Below are 21,887 nucleotides of genomic sequence, written 5' to 3'. Positions count from 1 at the left end.
GGTGCAGGGGCGAGCACCCCGCCCGGCCCGGCTTCGGGGGCGCCACTGCGGGGAATGGCCATGATGGATGCAGTCACGAGCACCGTTCGACCGGGCGTGCTGATCGGGCACAAGGACGCCTCCCTCCTGCGGGACGAGTTGCTCCCCGAAATCTTCGCCGACACCGTCGCCCGATCGCCGGACCAGACCGCCATCATCTTTGGTGCCGAGCGCGTCACATATGCGGAGCTGGATGCGCGGGCGAACCGGGTGGCCCATGCGCTGCGGGCGCGGGGGGCGGGGCCGGGGCAGTTCGTGGGCATCTGGATGTCCCGCTCGCTGGACCTGCATGTGGCGCTGCTCGGCATCCTCAAGAGCGGCGCCGCCTATATCCCCTTCGACATGGACGCCCCGCCGGACCGCATCGCCGAGTGCCTGGAGGATTGCGCCGCCCGCATCGTCATCATCGACGCGGTGACCGCCGGCAAGCTCAACCGCGACCTGCCCGCCGCTCCCGCCCCGCTCCAGGACCTGCTGGCGGAGAGCAAGGATTCCAGTCCCCTGGACCTGCGCGCCGATGGGGTGACGCGGAACGACCCGGCCTATGCCATCTACACGTCCGGCTCCACGGGCAAGCCCAAGGGCATCGTCATCGAGCACCGGAACATCTGCCATTACCTGCGCTCGGCGAACCTGGTCTATGGAATGACCGAGGCCGACGTGTCCTTCCAGGGCGCCTCCATCGCCTTCGACCTGTCGCTGGAAGAGATCTTCATTCCGTATCTGGTGGGCGCCACCCTCTGGGTGGCCTCCTCCCGCGTGCTGGGCGAGGTGGAGAAGCTGCCCGCGCTGATGGCCGAGGCGAAGGTCTCCGTGCTCGACACGGTGCCCACCTTGCTCGCCATGATGCCCCAGGACGTGCCCTCGCTGCGCATCATCATCCTCGGCGGCGAGGCCTGCCCGCCCTCGGTGAAGCAGCGCTGGTGCAAGCCCGGCCGCAAGGTGTTCAACTCCTACGGCCCCACCGAGGCCACCGTGGTGGCGACCGTGGACGAGGTGACGGTGGACGGGCCGGTCACCATTGGCGGGCCGATCCCCAATTACACCTGCTATGTGGTGGACGAGCAGCTCCAACTGGTCGGGCCGGGCATCGAGGGCGAGCTGCTCATCGGCGGCCCCGGCGTGGCGCGTGGCTATCTGAAGCGGCCGGAACTCTCCGCCGAAAAGTTCATCGCCAATCCCTTCGGCGGCGATGGCTCCGACCCGGTGCTCTATCGCTCCGGCGACGCGGTGAGCCTCACCGAAGATGGGCGCCTCCTGTTCCACGGCCGCATCGACGACCAAGTGAAGCTGCGCGGCTTCCGCCTGGAGCTGGGCGAGATCGAGGCCCGCATGTCCGGCTTGGCCGGCGTGGCGCAATCCACCGTCGTGCTGCGGCGGGATGACGGCATCGACCGACTGGTGGCCTTCGTGGTGCCGGAAGCCGGCGTGCCGCTCGACCGGGCGGCGCTCCGGGCGGCGCTGAAGGAGACGCTGCCGCCTTACATGGTGCCGTCCCATTTCGAGGAAATGGCTGTCCTGCCGCGCCTGACCTCCGGCAAGGCGGACCGCAAGGCGCTGAAAGCCGCCCCGCTCTCCGCCCCGGCCGAGGCCGAGCAGCAGGAGGAGCCGGAGACCGAGACCGAAGCCGCCCTGCTCGCCGCCGCCAAGCCTCTTTTCCCCGGCCAGTCCATCGGATTTGACGCGGACTTCTTCGCCGATCTCGGCGGCCACTCGCTGCTGGCTGCCACCTTCCTCGCCGCCGTGCGCGACAATCCCGCCTTGCCCGCCATCACGCTGGAAGACCTCTACAGCCTGCGCACCCTGCGGGCGATCGCGGCGCGTCTTGACGAGCGGGCCCTGGCCAATCCCCGCCGCGTCCTGGATCTCAGCTTCGAGCCGCCGCCTTTGATGCGCCGCATCCTGTGCGGCCTTGCCCAGGCCTGCTGCGTCCCGCTCCTCTTGTTCGCGCTCACCGGGCCGTGGCTCACCATCTTCGTCATGTATGCGCTCATCATGAGCGACGATGCGATCCACTGGTACGAGGTGCTGGAGCTGATGGGCGTCTATGCGCTGGTCACGCTGGGCATCGCGCTGGTGGGCGTGGTGGGCAAGCGCCTCGTTCTGTGGCGGGCAACGCCGGGGCGCTATCCGCTGTGGGGCTTTTATTTCTTCCGCTGGTGGCTGTCGCGCCAATTGGTTGAATTCAGCCATCTGGGGCTCATGCAGGGCTCGCCGCTCGCCGCCGCCACCATGCGCCTGCTGGGCGCCAAGATCGGCAAGCGCGTCACCATTTCCGGCCTCCATGCGGGCGCCATCGACCTGCTGGAGATCGGCGACGACGTGACCTTGGGCGCCAAGATCTCCATCGGCAATGCGGAGGTGATCGGCAACGAATTGGTCATCGGCAGCGTGGTGATCGGCAAGGATGCCTATATCGGCACCTCCTGCGCGCTCGCCCATGACACGGTGGTGGAGGAAGGCGCCGAGCTTGCCGACCTCACCGCCCTCCTGCCCGGCACCCGCGTCCCGGCCTTCGAGCATTGGGACGGTTCGCCCGGCCGCAAGATCGGCAGGGTGGACCCCTCCACCTGGCCAGCGCCCGCCCCTGAGCCGACGCCCGGCATGCAGAAGCTCATGAACACCTATTACGGCCTCATGGTCCTGTTCATGCCGGCCATCAGCCTGCTGCCCATTTTCCCGGCCTTCTATGTGTTCGAGCATTATGACGACCAGCTCAAAGCCATACTGGGCTTCGAGTGGTATCTGCCGCTGATCACCTGGCCGACTGCCATGCTGCTGATGCTCGGCACCGTGGTGCTGGTGACGGCCATCCGCTGGATCGTCCTGCCCTCTGCGCCGGCGGGCACCTTCTCCATCCATTCCGCCTTCTATGTGCGCAAATGGACGGTGGCGCTGGCGGCCGAGGTGATGCTGGAGAGCCTCTCCTCCCTCTTCTCCACCATCTATATGCGCAGCTGGTATCGCCTGATGGGCGCCAAGATCGGCAAGGACACGGAAATCGCCACCAATTTCGCCGGCCGCTACGACACCATCGAGATCGGCGAGAAGTGCTTCGTGGCCGACGAGGTGACGTTGGGCGACGAGGATGTGCGGCGCGGCTGGATGACGCTGAAGACCGTGCGTACCGGTGACCGGGTCTTCATCGGCAACGATTCCGTCCTCCCCCCGGGTGCCGACATTCCCGAGGGTGCGCTCATCGGCATCAAGTCCAAGCCCCCCACCGGCGAGCGCATGCTGCCGGGCGAGACGCGCTTCGGCAGCCCGCCCATTCGCCTGCCCGTGCGCCAGCGCTTCGACAATGCGGATGTCAGCCACACCTTCCGCCCGCCGCTCTGGCGGCGGGTGCTGCGGGCGGTGTTCGAATTGTTCAGCGCCTCCATGCCCACCATGATGTTCATCACGCTGGGCACGCTGGCGGCGGACTATGTGCTGTTCCCGGCGCTGGAGGATGCGGAGGAATGGGCCGAGTTCCTGCCCATCTTCTTTGCCACCTGCATCGCCTGCTCCTTCATCCTGGCTGGCGTGGTGCTGGCGGTGAAATGGGCGGTCATGGGCACCTACCGGCCGGGCAATCACGGCCTGTGGTCCTGGTGGGCGCTGCGCACCGAGGCCATGACGACGCTTTACTGGGGCACCGCCGGCAAGATCCTGCTGGATGCCTTCCGTGGCACGCCCATGCTGCCCTGGGCGCTGCGCCTGTTCGGCGCCAAGATCGGCAAGGGGGTGTTCATGGACACCACCGACATCACCGAGTTCGACTGCGTCACCATCGGCGACTATGCCGCCGTCAACGCCACCTCCAACATCCAGACCCATCTGTTCGAGGACCGGGTGATGAAGATCGGCAAGGTGGCCATCGGCAAGGGCGCCTCCATCGGCGCCCTCGCCACGGTGCTTTACGACACCCGCGTGGGCGACTATGCGGAACTGGGCGTGCTGACCATCGTCATGAAAGGCGAGGCCATTCCCGCCAACACCCGCTGGGCCGGCGCTCCGGCCCAGCCGCTCGGCTGATGGAAGCCGGCGCGCACCGGCGCAAGGCGCCCGGGTCGTGACCTCGCCCTCCTCACCCGGTCTGGCGGCGCCCTCCGCCGCCGCCGGATGACCCTCTTGAAGGGCCGAGGCGCCTGCCTCGTCCCATGGCCTGCCGAACGGCCCCCATCGGAACGCCCACCATGACGGTGCCCTCCTCCCTCCGCGACGCCGCCCTGCCCGCCGATGACGGCCGCGCCCCCGCCGCCGGCCTGCGCCCGCCCGGCCTGTCGCTGGCGGCGCTCGCCTGCCTGGTGGTGGGCTCCATGGTGGGCGGGGGCATCTTCTCGCTGCCCGCCGCCTTCGGCTCCGCCACCGGCATTCTCGGCGCGCTGGTGGCCTGGACCCTTGCCGGCATCGGCATGCTGATGCTTGTCTTCGTGTTCCAGAGCCTCGCCGACCGCCGGCCGGATATCGATGCCGGCATCTATGCCTATGCCCTGGAAGGCTTCGGCCCCTATGCCGGCTTCATCGCCGCGCTGGGTTATTGGGCCACCGCCTTCCTCGGCAATGTGACCTTCCTGGTGCTGGCCATGTCCACGCTGGGCGCCTTCTTCCCCCTGTTCGGCGCCGGCGACACGCTGGCGGCGCTGGCAGGGGCCTCCGCCATCCTGTGGGCGTTCCATGTGATGTTGCTGCGCGGGGTGAAGGAGGCGGCCTCCATCAACACTGTGGTGACGCTGGCCAAACTTGTGCCCCTGGGGGTCTTCCTGGTGATCGTCGCCGCCGCGGCGCGGTGGGACCTGTTCGAGCTCAATTTCATCGGGCTGGCGGACGTGAGCGTGGAGGGCGTGCTGGAGCAGGTGCGCCAGACCCTGCTCGTGGTGGTGTTCGTGTTCCTGGGCATTGAGGGGGCGAGCGTCTATTCCCGCCTTGCCCGCAGGCGCGAGGATGTGGGTCGGGCGACGGTGATCGGCTTCCTCGGCGTGCTGGCCTTGTTCATCCTCGTGACCATCCTGCCTTATGGCCTCCTGCCGAAGGCGCAACTGGCGCATCTTCACAATCCTTCGGTCGCCGGCGTGCTCGCGGCGGTGATCGGCGAGACGGGGCGGGCCTTTGTGAGCGTAGGGGTGCTGGTGTCGGTCCTGGGTGCTTTCCTGGCCTGGTCGCTGCTTGCCGCCGAAGTGCTCAGCGCCGCCGCCAAGCGGGGCGTCATGCCCGCCTTCCTGGCTCGCGAGAATGCCCGCGGGGCGCCGGCCGCTGCCATCTGGTTCACCACCGGAGCGGCGCAGCTCTTCCTGTTCCTGACCTTGATGGCGGAGTCCGCGTTCAACTTCGTTGTCGCCCTGACCAGCGTCACCGCCCTCATCCCCTATGTGTTCGTGAGCGCCTTCGGCCTGCAGCTTGCCCTCGGCGGGCGCTTCTATGCGGGCGCGGAGCAAGCACGGCGGCGGGATATGGTGTACAGCGCGATCGCGACCGTGTGCGCACTCGGCGTGGTGTGGACGGCCGGGACCAAAATGCTGCTTTTGTCCTGTCTCATCTTCGCGCCGGGCACCTTGCTCTTCATGCGGGTGCGCAGGGAACAAGGCGGGCGCATGTTCAGCGTTCCGGAGCTGGTGGCGGCCCTCCTGATTCTGGTCCTGGCGGTGGGAGCGGGCATCGGCCTCGCGGTGGGGCATGTCAGCCTGTGAGCTTGGCGCTCGATCTCTATCTGGCGCCCACCGACGGCCTTGCCGCATCCGACCTTTCCGCCCTCGCCGATCTCCTCGACGCCGCTGAGAGCGCCCGCGCGGCCCGCCTGCCGGAGGGGCCCACCCGGCGGGACTTCGTCGCGGCCCATGGCCTGGCGCGTCATGTTCTCTCCCACCATCGGCCCGCCCTCCCGCCAATCGAGTGGCGGTTCACCACAGGCCCCCATGGAAAGCCTTCGCCCGTGGACGCCGACGGCCTCGCCTTCACGCTCAGCCACGGCGCCGGGCTGGTGGCCATAGCCGCCGCGGAGGGGATGGAGGTGGGGGTGGATGTGGAGCCGCTCTCGGCCGAGGCGGACATGGAGCGCATCGCCCCCGTCTTCTGCGCCCCCGACGAGCGGGTCGCCCTGTCCGTGATGGCGCCGGAGGAGCGGCGCGCGGCCCTGCTTGCGCTCTGGACCCTGAAGGAAAGCCTCGTGAAGGCGGTGGGGCGCGGCTTCAGCCTGTCGCCGCAGGACATCTCCTGCGCCTTCGCCCCTTGCGAGCTTGTGCGCTGGCCCTTGGGGGGCAAAGCGCCGTTCGCCTTCCTGGCCCGCCTGGACCGGGAGGGCGCGCACGGCGCCTTTGCCGATGGCTTCCAGGTCGCGGTGGCAGCACTCACTACCGCGCCGCCGATGCTGCGCGTGCATTGGGTGAACGATCTTGGCGGCGGCCTCGCGCTGACCTCCGGCGCGGCCCTTGCGGCGGCCTTCCGACCGGTGGGGATCGGCCGGTCGGGCGTTTAAGGGTCAGGGCTCAAAGCCGACGCGGATCTGACGCACCATCTCCGCCGCCAATGCCCGCCGGTCGGCCTCGGTCTCGCCCGCGCGCGGGCGATACCAGATGGACATCCAGTTGATGGCGCCCAGCATGGCCTTCACCGCCACGGACGGGGTGCAGGGCCGCGCACTGCCATCGGCGATGGCGGCGTCCAGCGCCTCGCGGAACAGGCCCTCGAAGCGGCGGCGCATGTCCATCAGCGCATCGAGGGTGCGGCGCTGGCCCGGTGTGGTGGGTGCCATGCGATGCATGTGCACCCCCTGCACCACCACGGCCATGAAGGCGTGATTGTCCATCATGGCCACGGCATGGGCCTCCAGCATGGCGGCCAGCCGCGCGCCGGCAGGTTCTTCGGCCGTCTGCGCCGCCCGCGCCACCGCCACGAACAATCGGTCCATGCCCTCCCGGTGCACGTCGAAGAAGAGGTCGGTCTTGGAGGCGTAATAGTGATAGATGCGCCCCTTGGTGGCGTTGAGGCGGCGCGCCACGTCGTCAATGGAGGTGGCGGCAAAGCCCTGCTCCATGAAGCAGGCGGCGGCCGCGTCCAGCAGCTCCGCCGGTCCGGCGCCCTCGCTCCGCATCACCCGCGCCTTGCCGTCCGCCATTCCCACACCTGCTTCCGCTGCCCTGGCGCCGCTCGCCGAGAGGCTCTGGACAAAGAGCCTGCTCCTGCATACTACTGAGTATGTTGTCACCGCAAGCGGCCGTGCGCCTCAGCGTGCAGGGGTGCGAAGCGCCCTTCAAGAGCCCGCCGGAACGCCCGAAGAGTCTCCCATGCTTCCTCCCATTCCCGATGCGGGCGCCCCGCCTCTGGTCAGCCCCTGGCTGGACGTCACCCAGCCGCTGGTGGACCTGTTCGCCGACGCCATCTCCGACCATCAGTTCATCCATGTGGACCCGGTGCGGGCCGCCAGCGAAGGCCCGTTCGGCGGCACCATCGCCCATGGCTTCCTGGTGCTCTCGCTTCTGTCCAAATTCGCCGCCTCGGTGATGCAGCTGCCGGGCGAGGGCGAGGTCGGCATCAATTACGGCTTCGACAAGGTGCGCTTCCTCGCCCCGGTGCCCGTGGGCCGGCGCATCCGCGGCCGCTTCACGGTGGCCGAGCGCACCCCCCGCAGCGGCGGCACCCTGGTGCGCTTCGACGCTGCGGTGGAGCTGGAGGGCATAGACCGCCCGGCGGTTTCAGCGGAATGGCTGGTCCTGATCTTCAAGGAAAAAAACCAATGAGCATGTCCTTCGACGGCCGCGTGGCCATCGTCACCGGCGCCGGCGGCGGGCTTGGCCGCGCCCACGCGCTGGAGCTCGCCCGACGCGGCGCCATGGTGGTGGTGAACGATTTCGGCGGCGCCCGCGACGGCACAGGCGGGTCCAGCGCCGCCGCCAATGCGGTGGTGGAAGAGATCCGCGCCGCCGGTGGCACCGCGCTCGCCGATGGCGGCAATGTCACCGTGCTGGCGGACATGGAGGCCATGGCGGCCCGCGCCCTGGAGGCGTTCGGGCGCATCGACATCCTCATCAACAATGCAGGCATCCTGCGCGACCGCACCTTCGCCAAGATGGACATGGCGGATTTCCAGGCGGTGATCGGGGTCCATCTGTTCGGCTCGGCCAATGCCACCAAGGCGGTGTGGGAGACCATGCGCCGGCAGGGCTATGGCCGGGTGCTGATGACCTCCTCCACCTCCGGCAGCTACGGCAATTTCGGCCAGGCCAATTATGCGGCCGCCAAGGCTGGCCTGCTCGGCCTCATGAACACGCTGCATTTCGAGGGCGAAAAATACGGCATCCACGTCAATGCCATCGTGCCCACCGCCGCCACCCGCATGACCGGCGACATGATGGACGCGGAGATGCTGGCGCTTCTGGCGCCGGAGCATGTTACCCCCGCCGCGCTCTATCTCGTCAGCGAGGCTGCCCCCAGCCGCACGGCCTTGCTGGCCGGCGCCGGCACGGTGGCGCGCATGGCCATCGTGGAGACCGAGGGCGTCTACCTGCCCGAGGGCGAGCGCACCCCGGAGGCGGTGGCGGCCGCCTTCGACGCCATCGCCCGCCTCGATGCGCCCATCGAGACGGCAGCGGGCCTTGCCCATGTGGACCGCATCGTCGCCCGGGCGAAAGCCGTGCAGGGCTGACGGGCGGCCTTGCCTTACCCGCCCCTGGCGAGCCCCATGGGGCGCGAGAGCCAGACGGGGCGGGGGAGGGCGGCGTGGGCGGCCACATCCCCATCCACGCGCGCCTGGATCTCCGGCGGAAACAGCGCGGCGCGCGGCGCGCCGGCGGCGCGGGAGACGTGCATCAGCACCTGCTCGCACAAGGCCAGTTCCGACCCCTCGGCATTCAGGAGGCGCATGAAGGTGTGGATGCGCTTGCGGTCGGCGGCGAGCACCACCAGGTCCACGGTCAGCGCCGCGCCCTCGTGGCACTCCTTGAGATAGCCGATGCGGCTTTCCAGCGTGTAGAGCGTCGCCGCGCTCGCCGCCCGATAGGCCTCGTCGACGCCGATGCGGTCCATATAGGCGGTCACCGCATCGGAAAAGACGATGCCATAGGCGTAATCGCCCATATGGCCGTTATAATCCACCCAGGCCACGGGCACCCGCACCGCGTGGATGGGAAGGCCGACGAGGCCCGGCGGTTCCGTAATCGTGGTCATGACGGCTCCCTGCGGTTCGGGTGAGGCGAGGAGATCAGCGTCCGGTCTCGTTCACAAGGCGAGCAAGCAGGAACTGGTCGGCCTCATAAGGCGCGGCCCAGTTGGCATTGAGCTCGGCGTCGATGGCGCGCTTGGTCATGGCCACCGCCAGGGGGGCGCTGCCGGCCATTTCGGCCGCCAGGGCGCGGGCGGCGGCGAGCGCTTCCCCCCGTGGCGCGGTCTCATCGGCAAGGCCCATTGCCAGGGCCACGGCCGGGTCGATGGTCTCGTCGCGGAACAGGATGCGCTTGGCGCGGGCCGGGCCCACCAGCGCGCACAAAAGCGACAGGCCACCCCAGCCCAGCGTCATGCCGAGCCGCACCTCGGGAAAGCGTAGCACCGCGCCCTCGGCCATCACCCGAAAATCCGCCGCCAGGGCCAGGATGGCGCCGCCGCCAATGGCCGGTCCCTCCACCGCCGCGATGACGATCTGCGGCAGGCGCCGCCAGGCCTCCACCATGCGCCCGCCGGCGCCGAGAATGTGGTGGCGCATGGGGAGAGACGCATCCGCAGCCCACAGGCTGGCATCGCCGAGGTCCACGCCGGCGCTGAAGCGGGTCGGTGTTCCCGTCAGCAGGATGGCGGAGAGGTCACGCTCGCCCTCCAGCGCCTGCGCCGCGCGGGTGAGCTCTGCAATGGCCTCCCCATTCAGCGCATTGGCCTTGGCGCCCCGGTCATAGCGCACCACGGCGAGGGCGCCCTCGCGTTCGATCTCCACCATGCCCATGAGCCGTCCTCCGCACCTGTTGTGTTTTACATACTACTGAGTATGTTGCATGGCGAAGCGGCCTTGGCAACGGCCGGCACAAGGCGCATGCGCGCCACCAAGAATGAGACGGAGGAGCGCCATGAGCCAGCGGGAAGCCGCCTTGTCACGCCAGCATGCGGTGCTGCGCGACCTGCTGGAGCGGCACGCGGCGGAGCGCCCCGATGCGCCCTTCGTGCAGTTCTGGCCCGGCCCCGCCGCCACTTCGACCTGGACCTATGCGCAGACGCTGGCACAGGTGCGCCGCCGCGCGGCGACGCTGGCGCGCCATGGCGTGGTGCGCGGCCAGCATGTGCTGTGCTTCATGGGCAACGGGCCGGACCTGCTCGCCACCTGGTTCGCCATCAATTATCTCGGCGCGGTCTATGTGCCGCTGAACACCGCCGCCCGCGGCAAGCCCCTGGAGCACATCCTCAACGATGCCGACGCCCCCCTCATGGTGGCCGAGGCCGCGCTGGTGGAGCGGCTGGAGGGTCTCTCCCCTGGAAAGCTGAAGACGGTCCTCACCGTGGACGGCACTGCCGCTCCCTTGCCGGGCCTCGGCGTGCAGATCCTGGAGGACGACCCCGCCGCGCCCCTTCCGCCCGCCCCCGAACCGCCGGTGGAGCCCTGGGACACGCAGGCCATCATGTACACTTCGGGCACCACGGGGAACCCGAAGGGGGTGATGTCCTCCTACACCCAGCTTTATTGCATGGGGCCCGACGCCTTCGAGGTGGCGCCCGATGACCGCTGCCTGATTTGCGGCCCCATCTTCCATTGCGGCTCGACGCTCTATGTCTATGCCCAGCTCGCCCGTGGCCTTTCCATCGGCATGATGCGGGAGTTCCGCACCTCCGATTTCTGGCCGGCGGTGCGCGAGACCGGGTCCACCTATGTGCTGCTCCTGGGGGTGATGGCGAGCTTCCTCCTGAAGGCGCCGCCCGCGCCGGGTGAGCGCGAGCATCCCTTGCGCCGCGCCTTCATCACGCCGTTCGGGGAGGACGGCCCGGCCTTTGCCGAGCGCTTTGGCGTGGAGGCCTGGACCATCTACAACATGACGGAGATTTCGAGCCCCCTGCACGCGGGACCGGGCATCACCGCCAAGGGCATTGCCGGCACGCCGCGCCCCTGGATCGACCTCAAGGTCGTCGATGCCAACGATTTGGAGGTGCCGGACGGGCAGACCGGGGAATTGGTCATCCATTCCCGCCGGCCCTGGGCGCTCATGAAGGGCTATTACAACAATCCCGCAGCGACCGCCGAGGCCATGCGCAATGGCTGGTTCCATACCGGCGACGGCTTCCGGCGGGAGGCGGACGGCACCTATTTCTTCGTGGATCGCCTGAAGGATGTCATCCGCCGGCGCGGCGAGAACATTTCCTCCTTCGCCCTGGAGGCGGAGGTGCGCACCCATCCGGCGGTGAAGGAATGCGCGGCGGTGGCGGTGCCCAGCGAATTTTCCGAGGACGAGGTGCTGGTGGTGGTGACGCCGGTGGAGGGGGAAACCCTCGATCCGGCCGGGCTCATCCGCTTCCTGGCGGAGACCGTGCCCCACTATATGGTGCCGCGCTATGTGCGCACGCTGGAGGCGCTGCCCAAGACCTCCAGCGGCAAGATCCAGAAGCACGAATTGCGCGCGGCGGGCGTCACGCCCGACACCTTCGATCGCGAGGCGGCGGGCCTGCGCATCGGCCGCGCCGCGCCCCGGGCCGGGGGCTGAACGCGCGCCTCAATAGAGGAAGGGCGGGCCCCACGGGCCGTAATCGAAGGCGAAGGCGGCCTGCTGGTTCATCATGGCCGCCATTTCCTGCTGGTTCACCAGCCGCTGCTGGAAGACCATCTGCTGGTAGGCCTGGAAATTGTCCTGGCTGCCGTAATAGAGGCAGCCGCAGACCGAGGGGTCGGCGTACAGATAGACCGGCTGGCCATTCTGGTTCTGCACCACGAATTTATGCGGCGGCATGCGCTTCAGCGAGGCGACCTTCTCAGGCGTATCGGCAAGGCGCATGCGGAAGCCGGCGGCGGCCAGCATGTTTTCCTTCTGCTCGGTGGCGGTCACGCAGCCGGCGGCTGCCATGCCGATGATCCCCAGCGCGGCGATGGTGCGCAGCTTCACGCCCGTCCCTCCCAGATCCCGTGTCCACGTCCCCGGCACCGTAGCAGCCGGGGCTGATGTGTCGAGCCGGTGGAGAAAGAATAGAGCCATTCCAAGGGCATGAGCGCCCGGTCCGCGCGGCGGACGGGCTTGCCCTCACGCGAGCGCGGCCGAGGCGGTGCGCACCTTCTGGGTGGCGCCCTCCACCCGCCCGGTGGCGCGGGCGATCTCCTGCATGTTGAGGCGCACCGTCTCCACCCCCTGGGCGGCCACATGCATGTTGCCGGAGACCTCGCGGGTCACGGCCGTCTGCTCCTCCACCGCCGCCGCGATGGCCGCGCTGACGGAATTGAGGTCGGCAATGGTCCGCGTGATGGCGGAGAGCGCCCGGGCGGCATCCTCGCTTGCCTGCTGCACCGCATCCACCTGCGCGGCGATCTCGCTGGTGGCCTTCGAGGTCTGGCCGGCCAGGGTCTTCACCTCGGAAGCGACCACCGAGAAGCCCTTGCCCGCCTCTCCCGCCCGCGCCGCCTCGATGGTGGCGTTGAGCGCGAGGAGGTTGGTCTGGTTGGCGATGGTGTCGATGAGGGCCACCACGTCGCCGATCTTCTGCGCCGCGCCGGTGAGCCCGGCGACGATGGAATTGGTGCGGGAACCTTCCAACTCCGCGACCTTGGCGAGTTCGCTCGATTGCTGCACCTGCCGGCGCAGTTCGTCGGCAGACGCCGCCAGTTCCTCGGCGCCGGCCGCCACCGACTGCACATTGCTGGCGGCCTGCTGGGTGGCGGCGGAGGCGGAGGCCGCCTGCATGTTGGTCTTCGCCACATCCTCGGAAATCAAAGTGAGGTCGGCTGCAATCTCGGCCTGCGCCTGGGCCCGCAATGCCCGGCGCTGGACGGAGGCGGTGATGTCGGTGGCGAACTTCACCACCTTGAACGGGGTGCCGGTGTCATCGACGATGGGCGTATAGGTGGCTTGGATCCAGATTTCACGCCCGCCCTTGCCAAGGCGGCGGAACTCGGCCTGCTGGAACGTGCCGCGCCGGAGCGAGGCCCAGAATTCCGCATAAGCGGGCGTTCCGCGCTCCTGCGGCTCCACGAACATGGAATGGTGGCGGCCCTTGATCTCCTCAAGGTTGTATCCCACCGTCTTCAGGAAATTCTCGTTGGCATCCAGGATGGTGCCGTCCAGCTCGAAATGGATGACCGCCTGCGAGCGCCCGATGGCCTCGATCTGGCACTTGTCCTCCAGGCTGCGCAGCTTGCGGGCGGTGACGTCGGCGGCGGATTTCACCACCTTCACCACACGCCCGGACGAGTCGATCACCGGAAAATAGTTTGCCTCCAGCCACACCGTCCTGCCGCCCTTGCCGATGCGCTTGAATTCGCCGGCCTGGAAGCGGCCCGCGGCGAGATTGGCCCAGAAGGCCTTGTAGTCGGGGCTTTCGGCAAGGGCCGGTGGCACGAAGATGCGGTGGGGGCGGCCCTTCACTTCCGAAAGGCTATAGCCCACCACTTTCAGGAAATTCTCGTTGGCGGTGAGGATTTCGCCCTCGGGCGTGAACTCGATCACCGCCATGGCGCGATCCAGGGCTTTGAGGGCCAGATCGGCTTCGGACGTCTTTCCAAACATGGTCGCATCTCGGGGCGGGAGGGACACGTCTGCGACGATGGGGCGCGCGTCTTGCTTGAGGCTTGCATCGACCCCCATTGCGGAACGCCGTATCTGGCGCGTGGCGCGGTGTTGGCGAACGATTCAGGCGATGGCGGCGGAGGCGGTGCGGACCTTTCGGGTCGCCTCCTCCACGCGGCCGGTGGCGGCGGCGATCTCGCGCATATTGAGGCGGACCGTCTCCACCCCCTGGGCAGCCACATGCATGTTGCTGGAGACCTCGCGGGTCACCGCCGTCTGCTCCTCCACCGCCGCCGCGATCACGGCGCCCACCGCATTGAGATCGGAGATGGTCTGGGTGATGGAAGACAGGGCCTTGGCGGCCTCCTCGCTGGCTCTTTGGACCGCATCGATCTGGGCGGCGATATCGCTGGTGGCCTTGGAGGTCTGACCCGCCAGGGTCTTCACCTCGGAGGCGACCACCGAGAAGCCCTTGCCCGCATCGCCCGCCCGCGCCGCCTCGATGGTGGCGTTGAGGGCGAGGAGGTTGGTCTGGTCGGCGATGGAATTGATGAGAGCCACCACGTCGCCGATCTTCTGCGCCGCGCCGGTGAGGCCCGAGACGATGGAATTGGTGCGCGATCCCTCCACCTCGGCGATCTTGGCCAATTCGCTCGACTGGTGCACCTGGCGGCGGATCTCCTCCACGGAGGAGGCAAGTTCCTCGGCCCCGGCGGCCACCGACTGCACGTTGCTGGCGGTCTGCTCGGTGGCGGCGGAGGCGGAGGCCGCCTGCATGTTGGTCTTGCTCACATCGTCGGAAATGAGCGTCAGGTCGCTGGCGATCTCGGTCTGCGCCTTCGCCCGCATCATGCGACGCTGCACCGCGTCTGTAATGTCGGAGGCGAACTTGACCACCTTGAAGGGCTTTCCAGTGTCGTCCACGATGGGCGTATAGGTGGCCTGGATCCACACGTCGCGCCCGCCCTTGCCGATGCGACGGAACTCGCCCTGCTGGAACTCGCCCCGCTGGAGCGCCTTCCAGAATTCCCCATAGGCCGGCGTGCCGCGCTCTTCGCTTGCCACGAACATGGAATGATGGCGCCCCTGGATTTCGTCGAGGCGGTAGCCGAGTGTCTTCAGGAAGTTCTCGTTGGCCTGGAGAATGGTCCCGTCGAGCTGGAAGTGGATCACAGCCTGCGAGCGCCCGATGGCGGCGAGCTGACATTCATCTTCCAGGCTGCGCAGCTTGCGGGCGGTGATGTCGGCGGCGAACTTCACCACCTTCAGGACGCGGCCCGAATTGTCGATGACCGGATTGTAGCTTGCCTCCAGCCACACCTCCGCGCCTCCCTTGGCGATGCGCTTGAACTCCCCGGCCTGGAAATGGCCTTGGGCGAGATTGGTCCAGAAGGAGCGATAATCGGCACTTTCCGCATAAGCGGGGCTTACGAAGAGGCGGTGATGACGGCCTTTGACCTCGCCGAGGCTGTACCCGACCACCTTCAAGAAGTTCTCGTTTGCGCCAAGGATCTCCCCTTGGGGCGTGAACTCAATGACCGCCATGGCGCGATCGAGAGCCTTGAGGGCCAGGGCGGCCTCAGCATTCTTTCCAAACATCGACACGCCTCGCCGGACGGGGAATAACGGCCGGAGCATGTATTTTGTGCCTTGCCTCAGGCTTGCGCTGGTATGCGCATCCGCCCGTCAGGTGCCCGCCTGCACCCCAGAGGTGAGCGCGCGCATGCGCAGCGCCGCCTGGGCAGCGCCGAAGCCGTTGTCGATATTGACCACCACCAGGCCCGGCGCGCAGCTCGCCAGGGCCGAATGCAACGCCACGGTGCCTCCTTCGGACACGCCCTGTCCCACGGAGGTGGGTACGGCGATGATTGGCGCTTGGATCAGTCCCGCCAGCACCGAAAACAGCGCGCCTTCCATGCCGGCCACCGCGATGACGATGCGCGCGCGGCGGATCTCTTCCAGCCTGTCCATGAGCCGCCAGAGCCCGGCCACGCCCACATCCGCGATCACCCGCGCGCCCACGCCGCAGAAGGCGAGGGTGCGCACCGCCTCGCCCACCACCGGCATGTCGGCGAGGCCGGCGGCGACGACGGCGATGTCCGGCTCCCCGGCGCAGGCCGGAACGGGACCGAAAAGGCCGGTGCGGGAGACGGGCTCGTAGTCGAGGCCGCCACGCAGGACGTCCGGCAGTCGCTCCACCTGATCGGGGGCAAGGCGCGTCAGGAGGACCGGACGGCTGAGGCTTCGGGCGGCGGTGAGGATCTGCGCGAGCTGCGCATCGGTCTTGCCCTTGGCATAGACCGCTTCCGGCAGGCCGGTGCGGGCGTCCCGGCCCCAATCCATGCACGCGTCCGGGTTCAGGGCGTCGCTCATTCCGCGGCGCTCCGCACGAAGCCGCTGCCGACGCGATAGGCGCCGAGGCCCGCGAATGTCCGGCCTTCCGCGTGGCAGGCGGTCTCCATGAGGGCAGTCAGGTCCGCCATCGCATCCGGCGCAGGGGCCGGGCGCAATTCCAGATGCACGCCGTCCCGGCGCAGGCGGACCCGCACGGTCTGGTGTGCGCCCAGAAGGCGGCGCACCTCTCCCTCCGTGCGGTCGATGAAGGCGAGGTCGCGCGGGTCGATGGCGATGCCCGTTTCCACCCGGCTGGCGAGGCAGGGCTGGGCGGGAAGCTCGGCAAAGGCGGTGAGCCCCAGGTGCCGGGCCAGGGCGCGGATGCCCGGCTTGCCGATGCCGGCGGTCACGAAGGGATGGACGACGCCATGTTCCCGCGCGGCGTTCAGGCCGGGGCGGTGCTCGCCGAGATCGTCCAGGTTCGTGCCCGAAGCGATGGTGCGCTCGGTGACGGCGGCAATGGCGCCGTAGAGGTTGGCCTTGCAGAAATAGCAGCGGTCGAACGGATTGGCGCGATAGCGCGGATCGTCCTGCTCGCCGGCATTGAGCAGGTGCAGGTTCCAGCCTTCCGCTGTCGCATGGGCCGTGATGAGCCCGCGGGCCTGGCCGGGGACGGCGGGGGAGACCGCGTGGATGATCAGCGGCGGCGTTGCCGCATGGCGGTGGACCAGCGTGGCGAGGGTCATGCTGTCCACGCCCCCGCTCACCGCCACCGCCAACGGGGGCAGGGTATCGAGCAGGGCGAGCAGGCGGGGCAGATCGTCGGGCGCGGTCATGGCTCGCTCCGTCCGGCCGCCCGCCGCGCGGCGAGGGTGCTGAGGCCGGAGAGCGCATCGGCCTCCACCTTGGCGGTGACCTGCCCGTCGGGACGGGTGGCATGCTTCACCGGGCGGCCATCCGCCGCGTGGCCGTGCGTGCGGGCAAGCACGCGCCGCTCCACGGCGTGGAAGCGCAGGCCGAGGGTCGAGGTTTGCAGGAAAACGGCATCGCTGATGGCGTCGAGCCGGTCGTCCTCGCACAGCAAGGCGAAGGTGGTGAGCGGCCGGCCCTTCTTGCCGAGGCCCGGCACGAGGCGCAGGTCGCGCACCCCGGTGGTGGCGCGCAGGAGGTCGGCGGCGTGGGCCATTTCCTCGCCGGTCATGTCGTCGATGTCGAAAGCGAGTTCCACCAAGTGGGTCTCGCGCGTCACGCTGTCTGCCCCCGAGAACAGGCTCGCCCGCAATATGTTGGGCAGGCCCGGCAAGCTGCGCGTGCCGGCGCCATAGCCGACCGCCTTGAGGCTGGCGAGGGCCGGCCGCGCAGCCGGTGCGTCTCCCATGAGATGGCGCAGGATGGCCGCGCCGGTGGGTGTCACCCGCTCGCCGCTCACCCCGTCATCGCGCCACGGGAAGCCGGTGAGGATGTCCAGTGTCGCCGGCGCGGGCACGGGCAGGAGGCCGTGGGCGGTCTTTACCATCCCGCCGCCCAGCGGCAGAGCGGAGAGGCTCCAGCTGGCGCCGGGGAGGGCGGCGGCAATGCTGCCGGCGGCCACCACGTCCATGAGGGAATCCCAGTCGCCGATCTCATGGAAATGCACCGCCTCCACCGGCATGCGATGCATGCGCGCCTCGGCCTCCGCCAGCACGGTCAGGATGGCGATGGCGGCCTCTGCCGTGCCGGGGCTGAGCCGGGCGTCGCGGATGTGGGCGCGCATGTCCGCGAAGGTGCCGGACGGGCCGGAGACGTGAGGGCAAGGGTGCGCGTGCGGGTGAGCCTCGGCATGGGCATGGGCATGCGCATGGGAATGGGCATGGGCGTGGGCATGGGCGTGGGCACGAGAGTGTGAGTGGCTCTCACCCACGCCATCACCACTCGCCGACGCCTGCGCATGGGAATGGGAGCTATGGGAGGGATGGCGCGTCCCGCCGATCGGGGCCTCGCCTGGACCCACCAAGGAGACATGCAGCGCCGCGATGCCGCCATTCACCACCTCGGCGATCTGCGCCTCCCCCACGCCCGGCGGAAGCACGGCGGCGATGTCGGCCAGCACGCGGGGCTTCAGGTCCGGACGGGCGTCAAGCAAAGCGGCGACGAACATGTCGCCGGCAATTCCGCCCACGGGGTCGAGATGGATGTGAAGGGGCACGGCCGGCTCTTCCGGGCCGGGGCTCAATGGGGCAGGTCCGGCCCAAGGTCCGGCCACGGGTCGAGCAGGCGCCCGTCGGCGTCGAAGCCCATGGCGCGGGGTTCGCTGAGGATCTCAATGCCCGGCCGGCCGGCGATCTGCGGCAGCAGGGCCTCGGAGGCATAAAGATATTCCAGGTGCAGCGTGTTGGGGATGCGGATCATGGTGATGGCATCCGGCGTCTGGGATTCGCACGTCTTCACCGCCGCCTGGATGGCGGTCTTGTCGTCGGGCATGGCCATGGGCAGCGAGGCGGCGATGAGGACGCCGGAAGTCAGCGAATTGGTATAGACCGCCTCCCGGTCGAAGCGGTTGAACAGGCGCTCCGTGATGACATCGGCGCGGGCGACGCCATTGGCATTGCCCTGGCTCTTGTCGGTCACATCCAGCACGATGATGCGCGAGACACTCGGGCCGCCCTTGATGGCGGTGGTGGAGGGGCGGCCGGTGATGTTGGGGTCCATGCCGCTGCCGGAAAATTCCTTGCCCACATAATCCACCAGCAGCACGTCCAAGGGGCCTGAGGCCAAGGGCTGGTCGAGGGGGCCCAGCGGCAGGCGGGGCATGTTGCGCATGGCTTCGGCGAGGAAAGCGCGCTCGGCCTCGATCAGCCCTTCGGTTGGGAGCACCACCACCTTGCACAGGCGGTCATAGGCGTTTTCCACCGTGCCGATGCCGAACAGCACCTTGCAGGTGGCCAGCTTCACCCGCGCCATCTCGATGATGAAGCGGCCCACATGGTTGAAGCCCCAGGCGTGGCAATTGTCGGCGCCGGACTGCTTGCCCAGCCCGATGGCCAGCATCTTGACGAGGCCGCTTTCATTCTGGGCCCGGAAGGCGCTGTGCGGCTTGATGCGGTTGAACAGCACGATGCCATCCGCCTCGAAGGCGAGGCGATCGATGCGCACGGACATGCCATTGTCGAGCACGCCCACTTCCACCGTCTCCATGGAGGAGCGGATGGGGCAGCCGGCGGTCTCCTCGGTCACGCCCAGCTGGGCCAGCACCTTGGCCTGGCCCTCGGCGGTGGCGCCGCCATGGCTGCCCATGGAGGGCACGATGAAGGGATGGGCGCCCAGCGCTTTGAGTTCGCAGACGATGGCGCGCACCAGCTCCGGCAGGCTGGCAAGGCCTCGGCTGCCCACGGTGAGGGCCACCGACATGCCGGGCCGGATGGCCTCCCGCACGAAGCCGGCGGAGGCCAGGGCGTCATGCACCGCCGCTTGCGGCTCCACCGCCGGGGCGGCGAAGAAATTCTGTCGGACCAGCGCCATGCGGGGCAGCGGGGTGTTCTCGACCAGCTTCACATAGCTCGGCCGCATGGCGTCTCTCCCGTTCTGTTCTTGGTGCCGCGGCGGGCCGAGGCCCGCCGCGCGCGAATCTTATCACTGGGGCTTGATGTTGCCCTTCTCGATGACTTCCTTCCACTGCGCCGTCTGCGACTTGATGAGATCGGTGAACTTGGCGGGGGAGGAATCGGACACCGGGGTCACGCCCATGGCTTCCATCTTGGCGATGGTGTCGGGCTGCTTCATGAAGGCGTCGATCTCGGCCGCCAGCTTGTTGGTGATCTCGTCGGGCGTGCCGGCGGGGGCGAGGAAGCCGTGCCAAGCGGTCGCCTCGAAGCCGGGGACGAACTCGGCCACCGTGGGCAGGTTCTTGTCGAAGGCCTCGCGCTCGGGGGTCGCCACGGCGAGGGCCACCAGCTTGCCGTTCTTCACATAAGGCAGCAGCAGCGGCACATTGTCGAAGGCCAGTTCCACATTGCCGGAGAGCAGGTCCGGCAGCATGGCGGACGAGCCCTTATAGGGAACGTGCACCATCTGGGTGCCGGTCTTCTGCATGAACATCTCGCCAGCCAGATGCTGGGTGGTGCCGATGCCGGCGGAGCCGAAGGAGACCTTGTCCGGGTTCGCCTTCAGATAGGCGATCAGCTCGGGCACGGTGCGGGCCGGGATCTTGCTGGGATTGATGACCAGCACATTGGGCACCACCGAGACCTGGGCGATGGGCTTGAGGTCGCGCAGGGTGCGATAGGGGAACTTTTCGCCATAAAGAGTCGGGTGGACGGCGAGGTTCGAGGTGGAGGCGAGCACCAGCGTGTTGCCGTCGGGCGCGGAGCGCACCACCTTGTCCACGCCGGTCACGCCACCGCCGCCGCCGATATTCTCGACGATGAAGGGCTGGCCCAGCTTCTTCTGCAGGTTCTCTGCCACCATGCGGGCGATGATGTCCGCCGTGCCGCCGGAGGAGAAGGGCACCACGATGGTCACCGGGCGGGAGGGATAGGCCGGCTGTGCCATCACCGGGCTGGCGAGGACGAGCGACAGGCAAGCAGCGGCGATGGATCTGAGCTTCACAGCTTCCTCCGTGTTTTCTGTGTGCGGCCAAGAGGCCGTCAGCCGGGAGCCGGGCGGCTCCGCTCGGGGACGACGCGCGGGCGAACGTCCGAGAGTCAACCTGAGGACTTGTCCACTATTTGTCAAGATGTCATGATTTTTCGCGACGGAGATCCGCCCCTTGGCGCCTCGATCGCGCAAGACGCGGCGTGGCCACCCTGCGTCAGGAGCGGGGCATGGACAGGTATTCCTGCCCGCGAAGCTGGATGGCGGATCTCGAGGCGCCGGGCTTGCCTCGCCTTGTCCTCAAAGGGACAGATCGAGCGTCCGGCCCTCGAAGATGCGATCGCGGGAGCCTTCCAGATGCTGGCGCATGAGGGTGCGGGCGGTTTGCGCATCCCGGCGGCGGATGGCGTCGAACACCCCCTGGTGCTCCTTGAACACCCCCGCCAGACCCGAATGGGGCCCCATGAGTGAGACACCGTGGAACTTCATGCCCACCGCGATGTGATCCTTCAGGGCCTGCATGGACGAGATGTAATAATGGTTGTTCGAGGCCTGGGCGATGGCGCAGTGGAAGGCATAGTCCGCATCCTCCCGGTGGCGGTGCGCCTGGGTGGCGTCCCGCATCAGGTCGAGGGCGGCGGCGATGGCGGCCAGCGCCGGCTCGTTCCAGCGCAAAGCGGCGTAATAAGCGTGATCCGGCTCCAGGGTGAGGCGGAATTCGTAGCAGCGCTGGATGTCGGCGATGGTCTCCACGGGGGAATAGCCGATGGCGCGGCTTTCCTCCACGCGCACCTTCACGAAGCTGCCCGCCCCTTGGCGCGAATAGATCAGGCCCTCGTCCCTGAGGCGGCGCAAGGCTTCGCGGATGATGGGGCGCGACACCAGGAACTGGCCGGCCAGTTCGTGCTCGCCGGGGAGCTTTTCGTCGGGCTGGTAGTCGCCGCGGCTGATCTTGGTGAGCAGCAATTGGTAGACGCGCTGCACCAGGGGCGTGCGGTGCGTGCGGTCGGTCCCGCCCTCCGTCCCCTCTTGCCCCGCATCGGTGATGGGGGCGGTCAAGGAAACATCCTCGGGGGTGTCGCGATCGGCCATGACAACTTTCCAGAACAGGACGGAGCGGACGGGCGGCGACCGTGACGGTCTCGACCTGGGCAAATCCGCCCGCTCGTCTTATAACACATTGCCCGCGCATCGGTCGTTGGCAAGGGGCGATGCGCGTTCCGGCGCTTTCTCAGGAGATTTTCAACCTTACAACATGTTGACACAAGCGCGGCGACGGGCGTATCACCC

The 21,887-nt window shown here is 68.4% G+C and carries 18 protein-coding genes; 6 read left to right on the top strand and 12 right to left on the bottom strand.

All coding sequences use genetic code 11. The features are described 5' to 3' along the window. The first annotated feature begins 60 nt into the window (after nucleotides 1-60). From J5J86_RS06885 to J5J86_RS06875, 3 genes are all read left to right on the top strand, one after another. Complete coding sequence (locus J5J86_RS06885) at nucleotides 61-4,056, top strand: Pls/PosA family non-ribosomal peptide synthetase (RefSeq protein WP_247658170.1); 3,996 nt, start codon at nucleotides 61-63, stop codon at nucleotides 4,054-4,056. Between the two features lie 161 nt (nucleotides 4,057-4,217). Beyond that, a complete protein-coding gene (locus tag J5J86_RS06880) occupies nucleotides 4,218-5,708 on the top strand; it encodes a basic amino acid/polyamine antiporter (RefSeq protein WP_209104116.1) in 1,491 nt (496 codons plus the stop codon). Further along, the gene (locus J5J86_RS06875) at nucleotides 5,705-6,493 is read left to right on the top strand and encodes a 4'-phosphopantetheinyl transferase family protein (RefSeq protein ID WP_209104115.1); all 789 of its coding nucleotides are present in this window, start codon (nucleotides 5,705-5,707) and stop codon (nucleotides 6,491-6,493) included. Before J5J86_RS06880 ends, J5J86_RS06875 begins: the two co-directional genes overlap by 4 nt. 3 nt (nucleotides 6,494-6,496) lie before the next feature. Here the strand turns inward: J5J86_RS06875 and J5J86_RS06870 are convergent, their stop codons facing one another. Further along, entirely contained in the window at nucleotides 6,497-7,132 is a 636-nt protein-coding gene (locus J5J86_RS06870) for a TetR/AcrR family transcriptional regulator (protein ID WP_209104114.1), read from the bottom strand. 169 nt (nucleotides 7,133-7,301) lie between these two features. Here J5J86_RS06870 and J5J86_RS06865 point away from each other — a divergent pair, with 169 nt between their 5' ends. Next, nucleotides 7,302-7,754, top strand: a complete 453-nt coding sequence (locus J5J86_RS06865) for a MaoC family dehydratase (RefSeq protein ID WP_209104113.1) — start codon at nucleotides 7,302-7,304, stop codon at nucleotides 7,752-7,754. After that, complete coding sequence (locus J5J86_RS06860; protein ID WP_209104112.1) at nucleotides 7,751-8,659, top strand: SDR family NAD(P)-dependent oxidoreductase; 909 nt, start codon at nucleotides 7,751-7,753, stop codon at nucleotides 8,657-8,659. The genes J5J86_RS06865 and J5J86_RS06860 overlap by 4 nt, the downstream gene beginning before the upstream one ends. A 14-nt stretch (nucleotides 8,660-8,673) precedes the next feature. On the opposite strand, the gene J5J86_RS06855 is transcribed toward J5J86_RS06860, so the two are convergent. Both J5J86_RS06855 and J5J86_RS06850 read right to left on the bottom strand, forming a co-directional pair. Beyond that, entirely contained in the window at nucleotides 8,674-9,180 is a 507-nt protein-coding gene (locus J5J86_RS06855; RefSeq protein ID WP_209104111.1) for a thioesterase family protein, read from the bottom strand. Between the two features lie 34 nt (nucleotides 9,181-9,214). Next, complete coding sequence (locus J5J86_RS06850) at nucleotides 9,215-9,940, bottom strand: enoyl-CoA hydratase/isomerase family protein (protein ID WP_247658168.1); 726 nt, start codon at nucleotides 9,938-9,940, stop codon at nucleotides 9,215-9,217. Nucleotides 9,941-10,067: 127 nt separating this feature from the next. Here J5J86_RS06850 and J5J86_RS06845 point away from each other — a divergent pair, with 127 nt between their 5' ends. Next, nucleotides 10,068-11,687 carry an AMP-binding protein gene (locus J5J86_RS06845; protein WP_209104109.1) on the top strand — a complete coding sequence of 540 codons (1,620 nt, stop codon included), beginning with the start codon at nucleotides 10,068-10,070 and terminating at the stop codon, nucleotides 11,685-11,687. 9 nt (nucleotides 11,688-11,696) lie between these two features. Here the strand turns inward: J5J86_RS06845 and J5J86_RS06840 are convergent, their stop codons facing one another. From J5J86_RS06840 to J5J86_RS06800, 9 genes are all read right to left on the bottom strand, one after another. After that, nucleotides 11,697-12,083, bottom strand: a complete 387-nt coding sequence (locus J5J86_RS06840; protein ID WP_209104108.1) for a hypothetical protein — start codon at nucleotides 12,081-12,083, stop codon at nucleotides 11,697-11,699. 135 nt (nucleotides 12,084-12,218) lie between these two features. After that, nucleotides 12,219-13,694, bottom strand: coding sequence for a methyl-accepting chemotaxis protein (locus J5J86_RS06835; protein ID WP_209104107.1), 1,476 nt, complete (start codon nucleotides 13,692-13,694; stop codon nucleotides 12,219-12,221). 123 nt (nucleotides 13,695-13,817) lie between these two features. Beyond that, nucleotides 13,818-15,293 carry a methyl-accepting chemotaxis protein gene (locus J5J86_RS06830; RefSeq protein ID WP_209104106.1) on the bottom strand — a complete coding sequence of 492 codons (1,476 nt, stop codon included), beginning with the start codon at nucleotides 15,291-15,293 and terminating at the stop codon, nucleotides 13,818-13,820. 87 nt (nucleotides 15,294-15,380) lie between these two features. Next, nucleotides 15,381-16,067, bottom strand: coding sequence for a nickel pincer cofactor biosynthesis protein LarB (gene larB / locus J5J86_RS06825; RefSeq protein ID WP_209104105.1), 687 nt, complete (start codon nucleotides 16,065-16,067; stop codon nucleotides 15,381-15,383). Continuing rightward, the gene (locus J5J86_RS06820) at nucleotides 16,064-16,864 is read right to left on the bottom strand and encodes an adenine nucleotide alpha hydrolase (protein ID WP_209104104.1); all 801 of its coding nucleotides are present in this window, start codon (nucleotides 16,862-16,864) and stop codon (nucleotides 16,064-16,066) included. The genes larB and J5J86_RS06820 overlap by 4 nt, the downstream gene beginning before the upstream one ends. Next, nucleotides 16,861-18,213: a LarC family nickel insertion protein gene (locus tag J5J86_RS06815; RefSeq protein WP_247658166.1), complete on the bottom strand. Its 1,353-nt coding sequence runs from the start codon at nucleotides 18,211-18,213 to the stop codon at nucleotides 16,861-16,863. The genes J5J86_RS06820 and J5J86_RS06815 overlap by 4 nt, the downstream gene beginning before the upstream one ends. A 23-nt stretch (nucleotides 18,214-18,236) precedes the next feature. Next, nucleotides 18,237-19,574: a lactate racemase domain-containing protein gene (locus J5J86_RS06810; protein ID WP_209104103.1), complete on the bottom strand. Its 1,338-nt coding sequence runs from the start codon at nucleotides 19,572-19,574 to the stop codon at nucleotides 18,237-18,239. A 63-nt stretch (nucleotides 19,575-19,637) separates the two neighbouring features. Beyond that, a complete protein-coding gene (locus J5J86_RS06805) occupies nucleotides 19,638-20,612 on the bottom strand; it encodes a Bug family tripartite tricarboxylate transporter substrate binding protein (protein ID WP_247658157.1) in 975 nt (324 codons plus the stop codon). A gap of 285 nt (nucleotides 20,613-20,897) precedes the next feature. Continuing rightward, nucleotides 20,898-21,689, bottom strand: a complete 792-nt coding sequence (locus tag J5J86_RS06800; RefSeq protein ID WP_209104102.1) for a FadR/GntR family transcriptional regulator — start codon at nucleotides 21,687-21,689, stop codon at nucleotides 20,898-20,900. Between the last annotated feature and the right edge of the window lie 198 nt (nucleotides 21,690-21,887).

The organism is Aquabacter sp. L1I39 (assembly GCF_017742835.1).
Lineage (GTDB): Bacteria > Pseudomonadota > Alphaproteobacteria > Rhizobiales > Xanthobacteraceae > L1I39.
The sequence above is the reverse complement of the archived record's forward strand: the minus strand, read 5'-3'. Positions and strand labels throughout refer to the sequence as shown.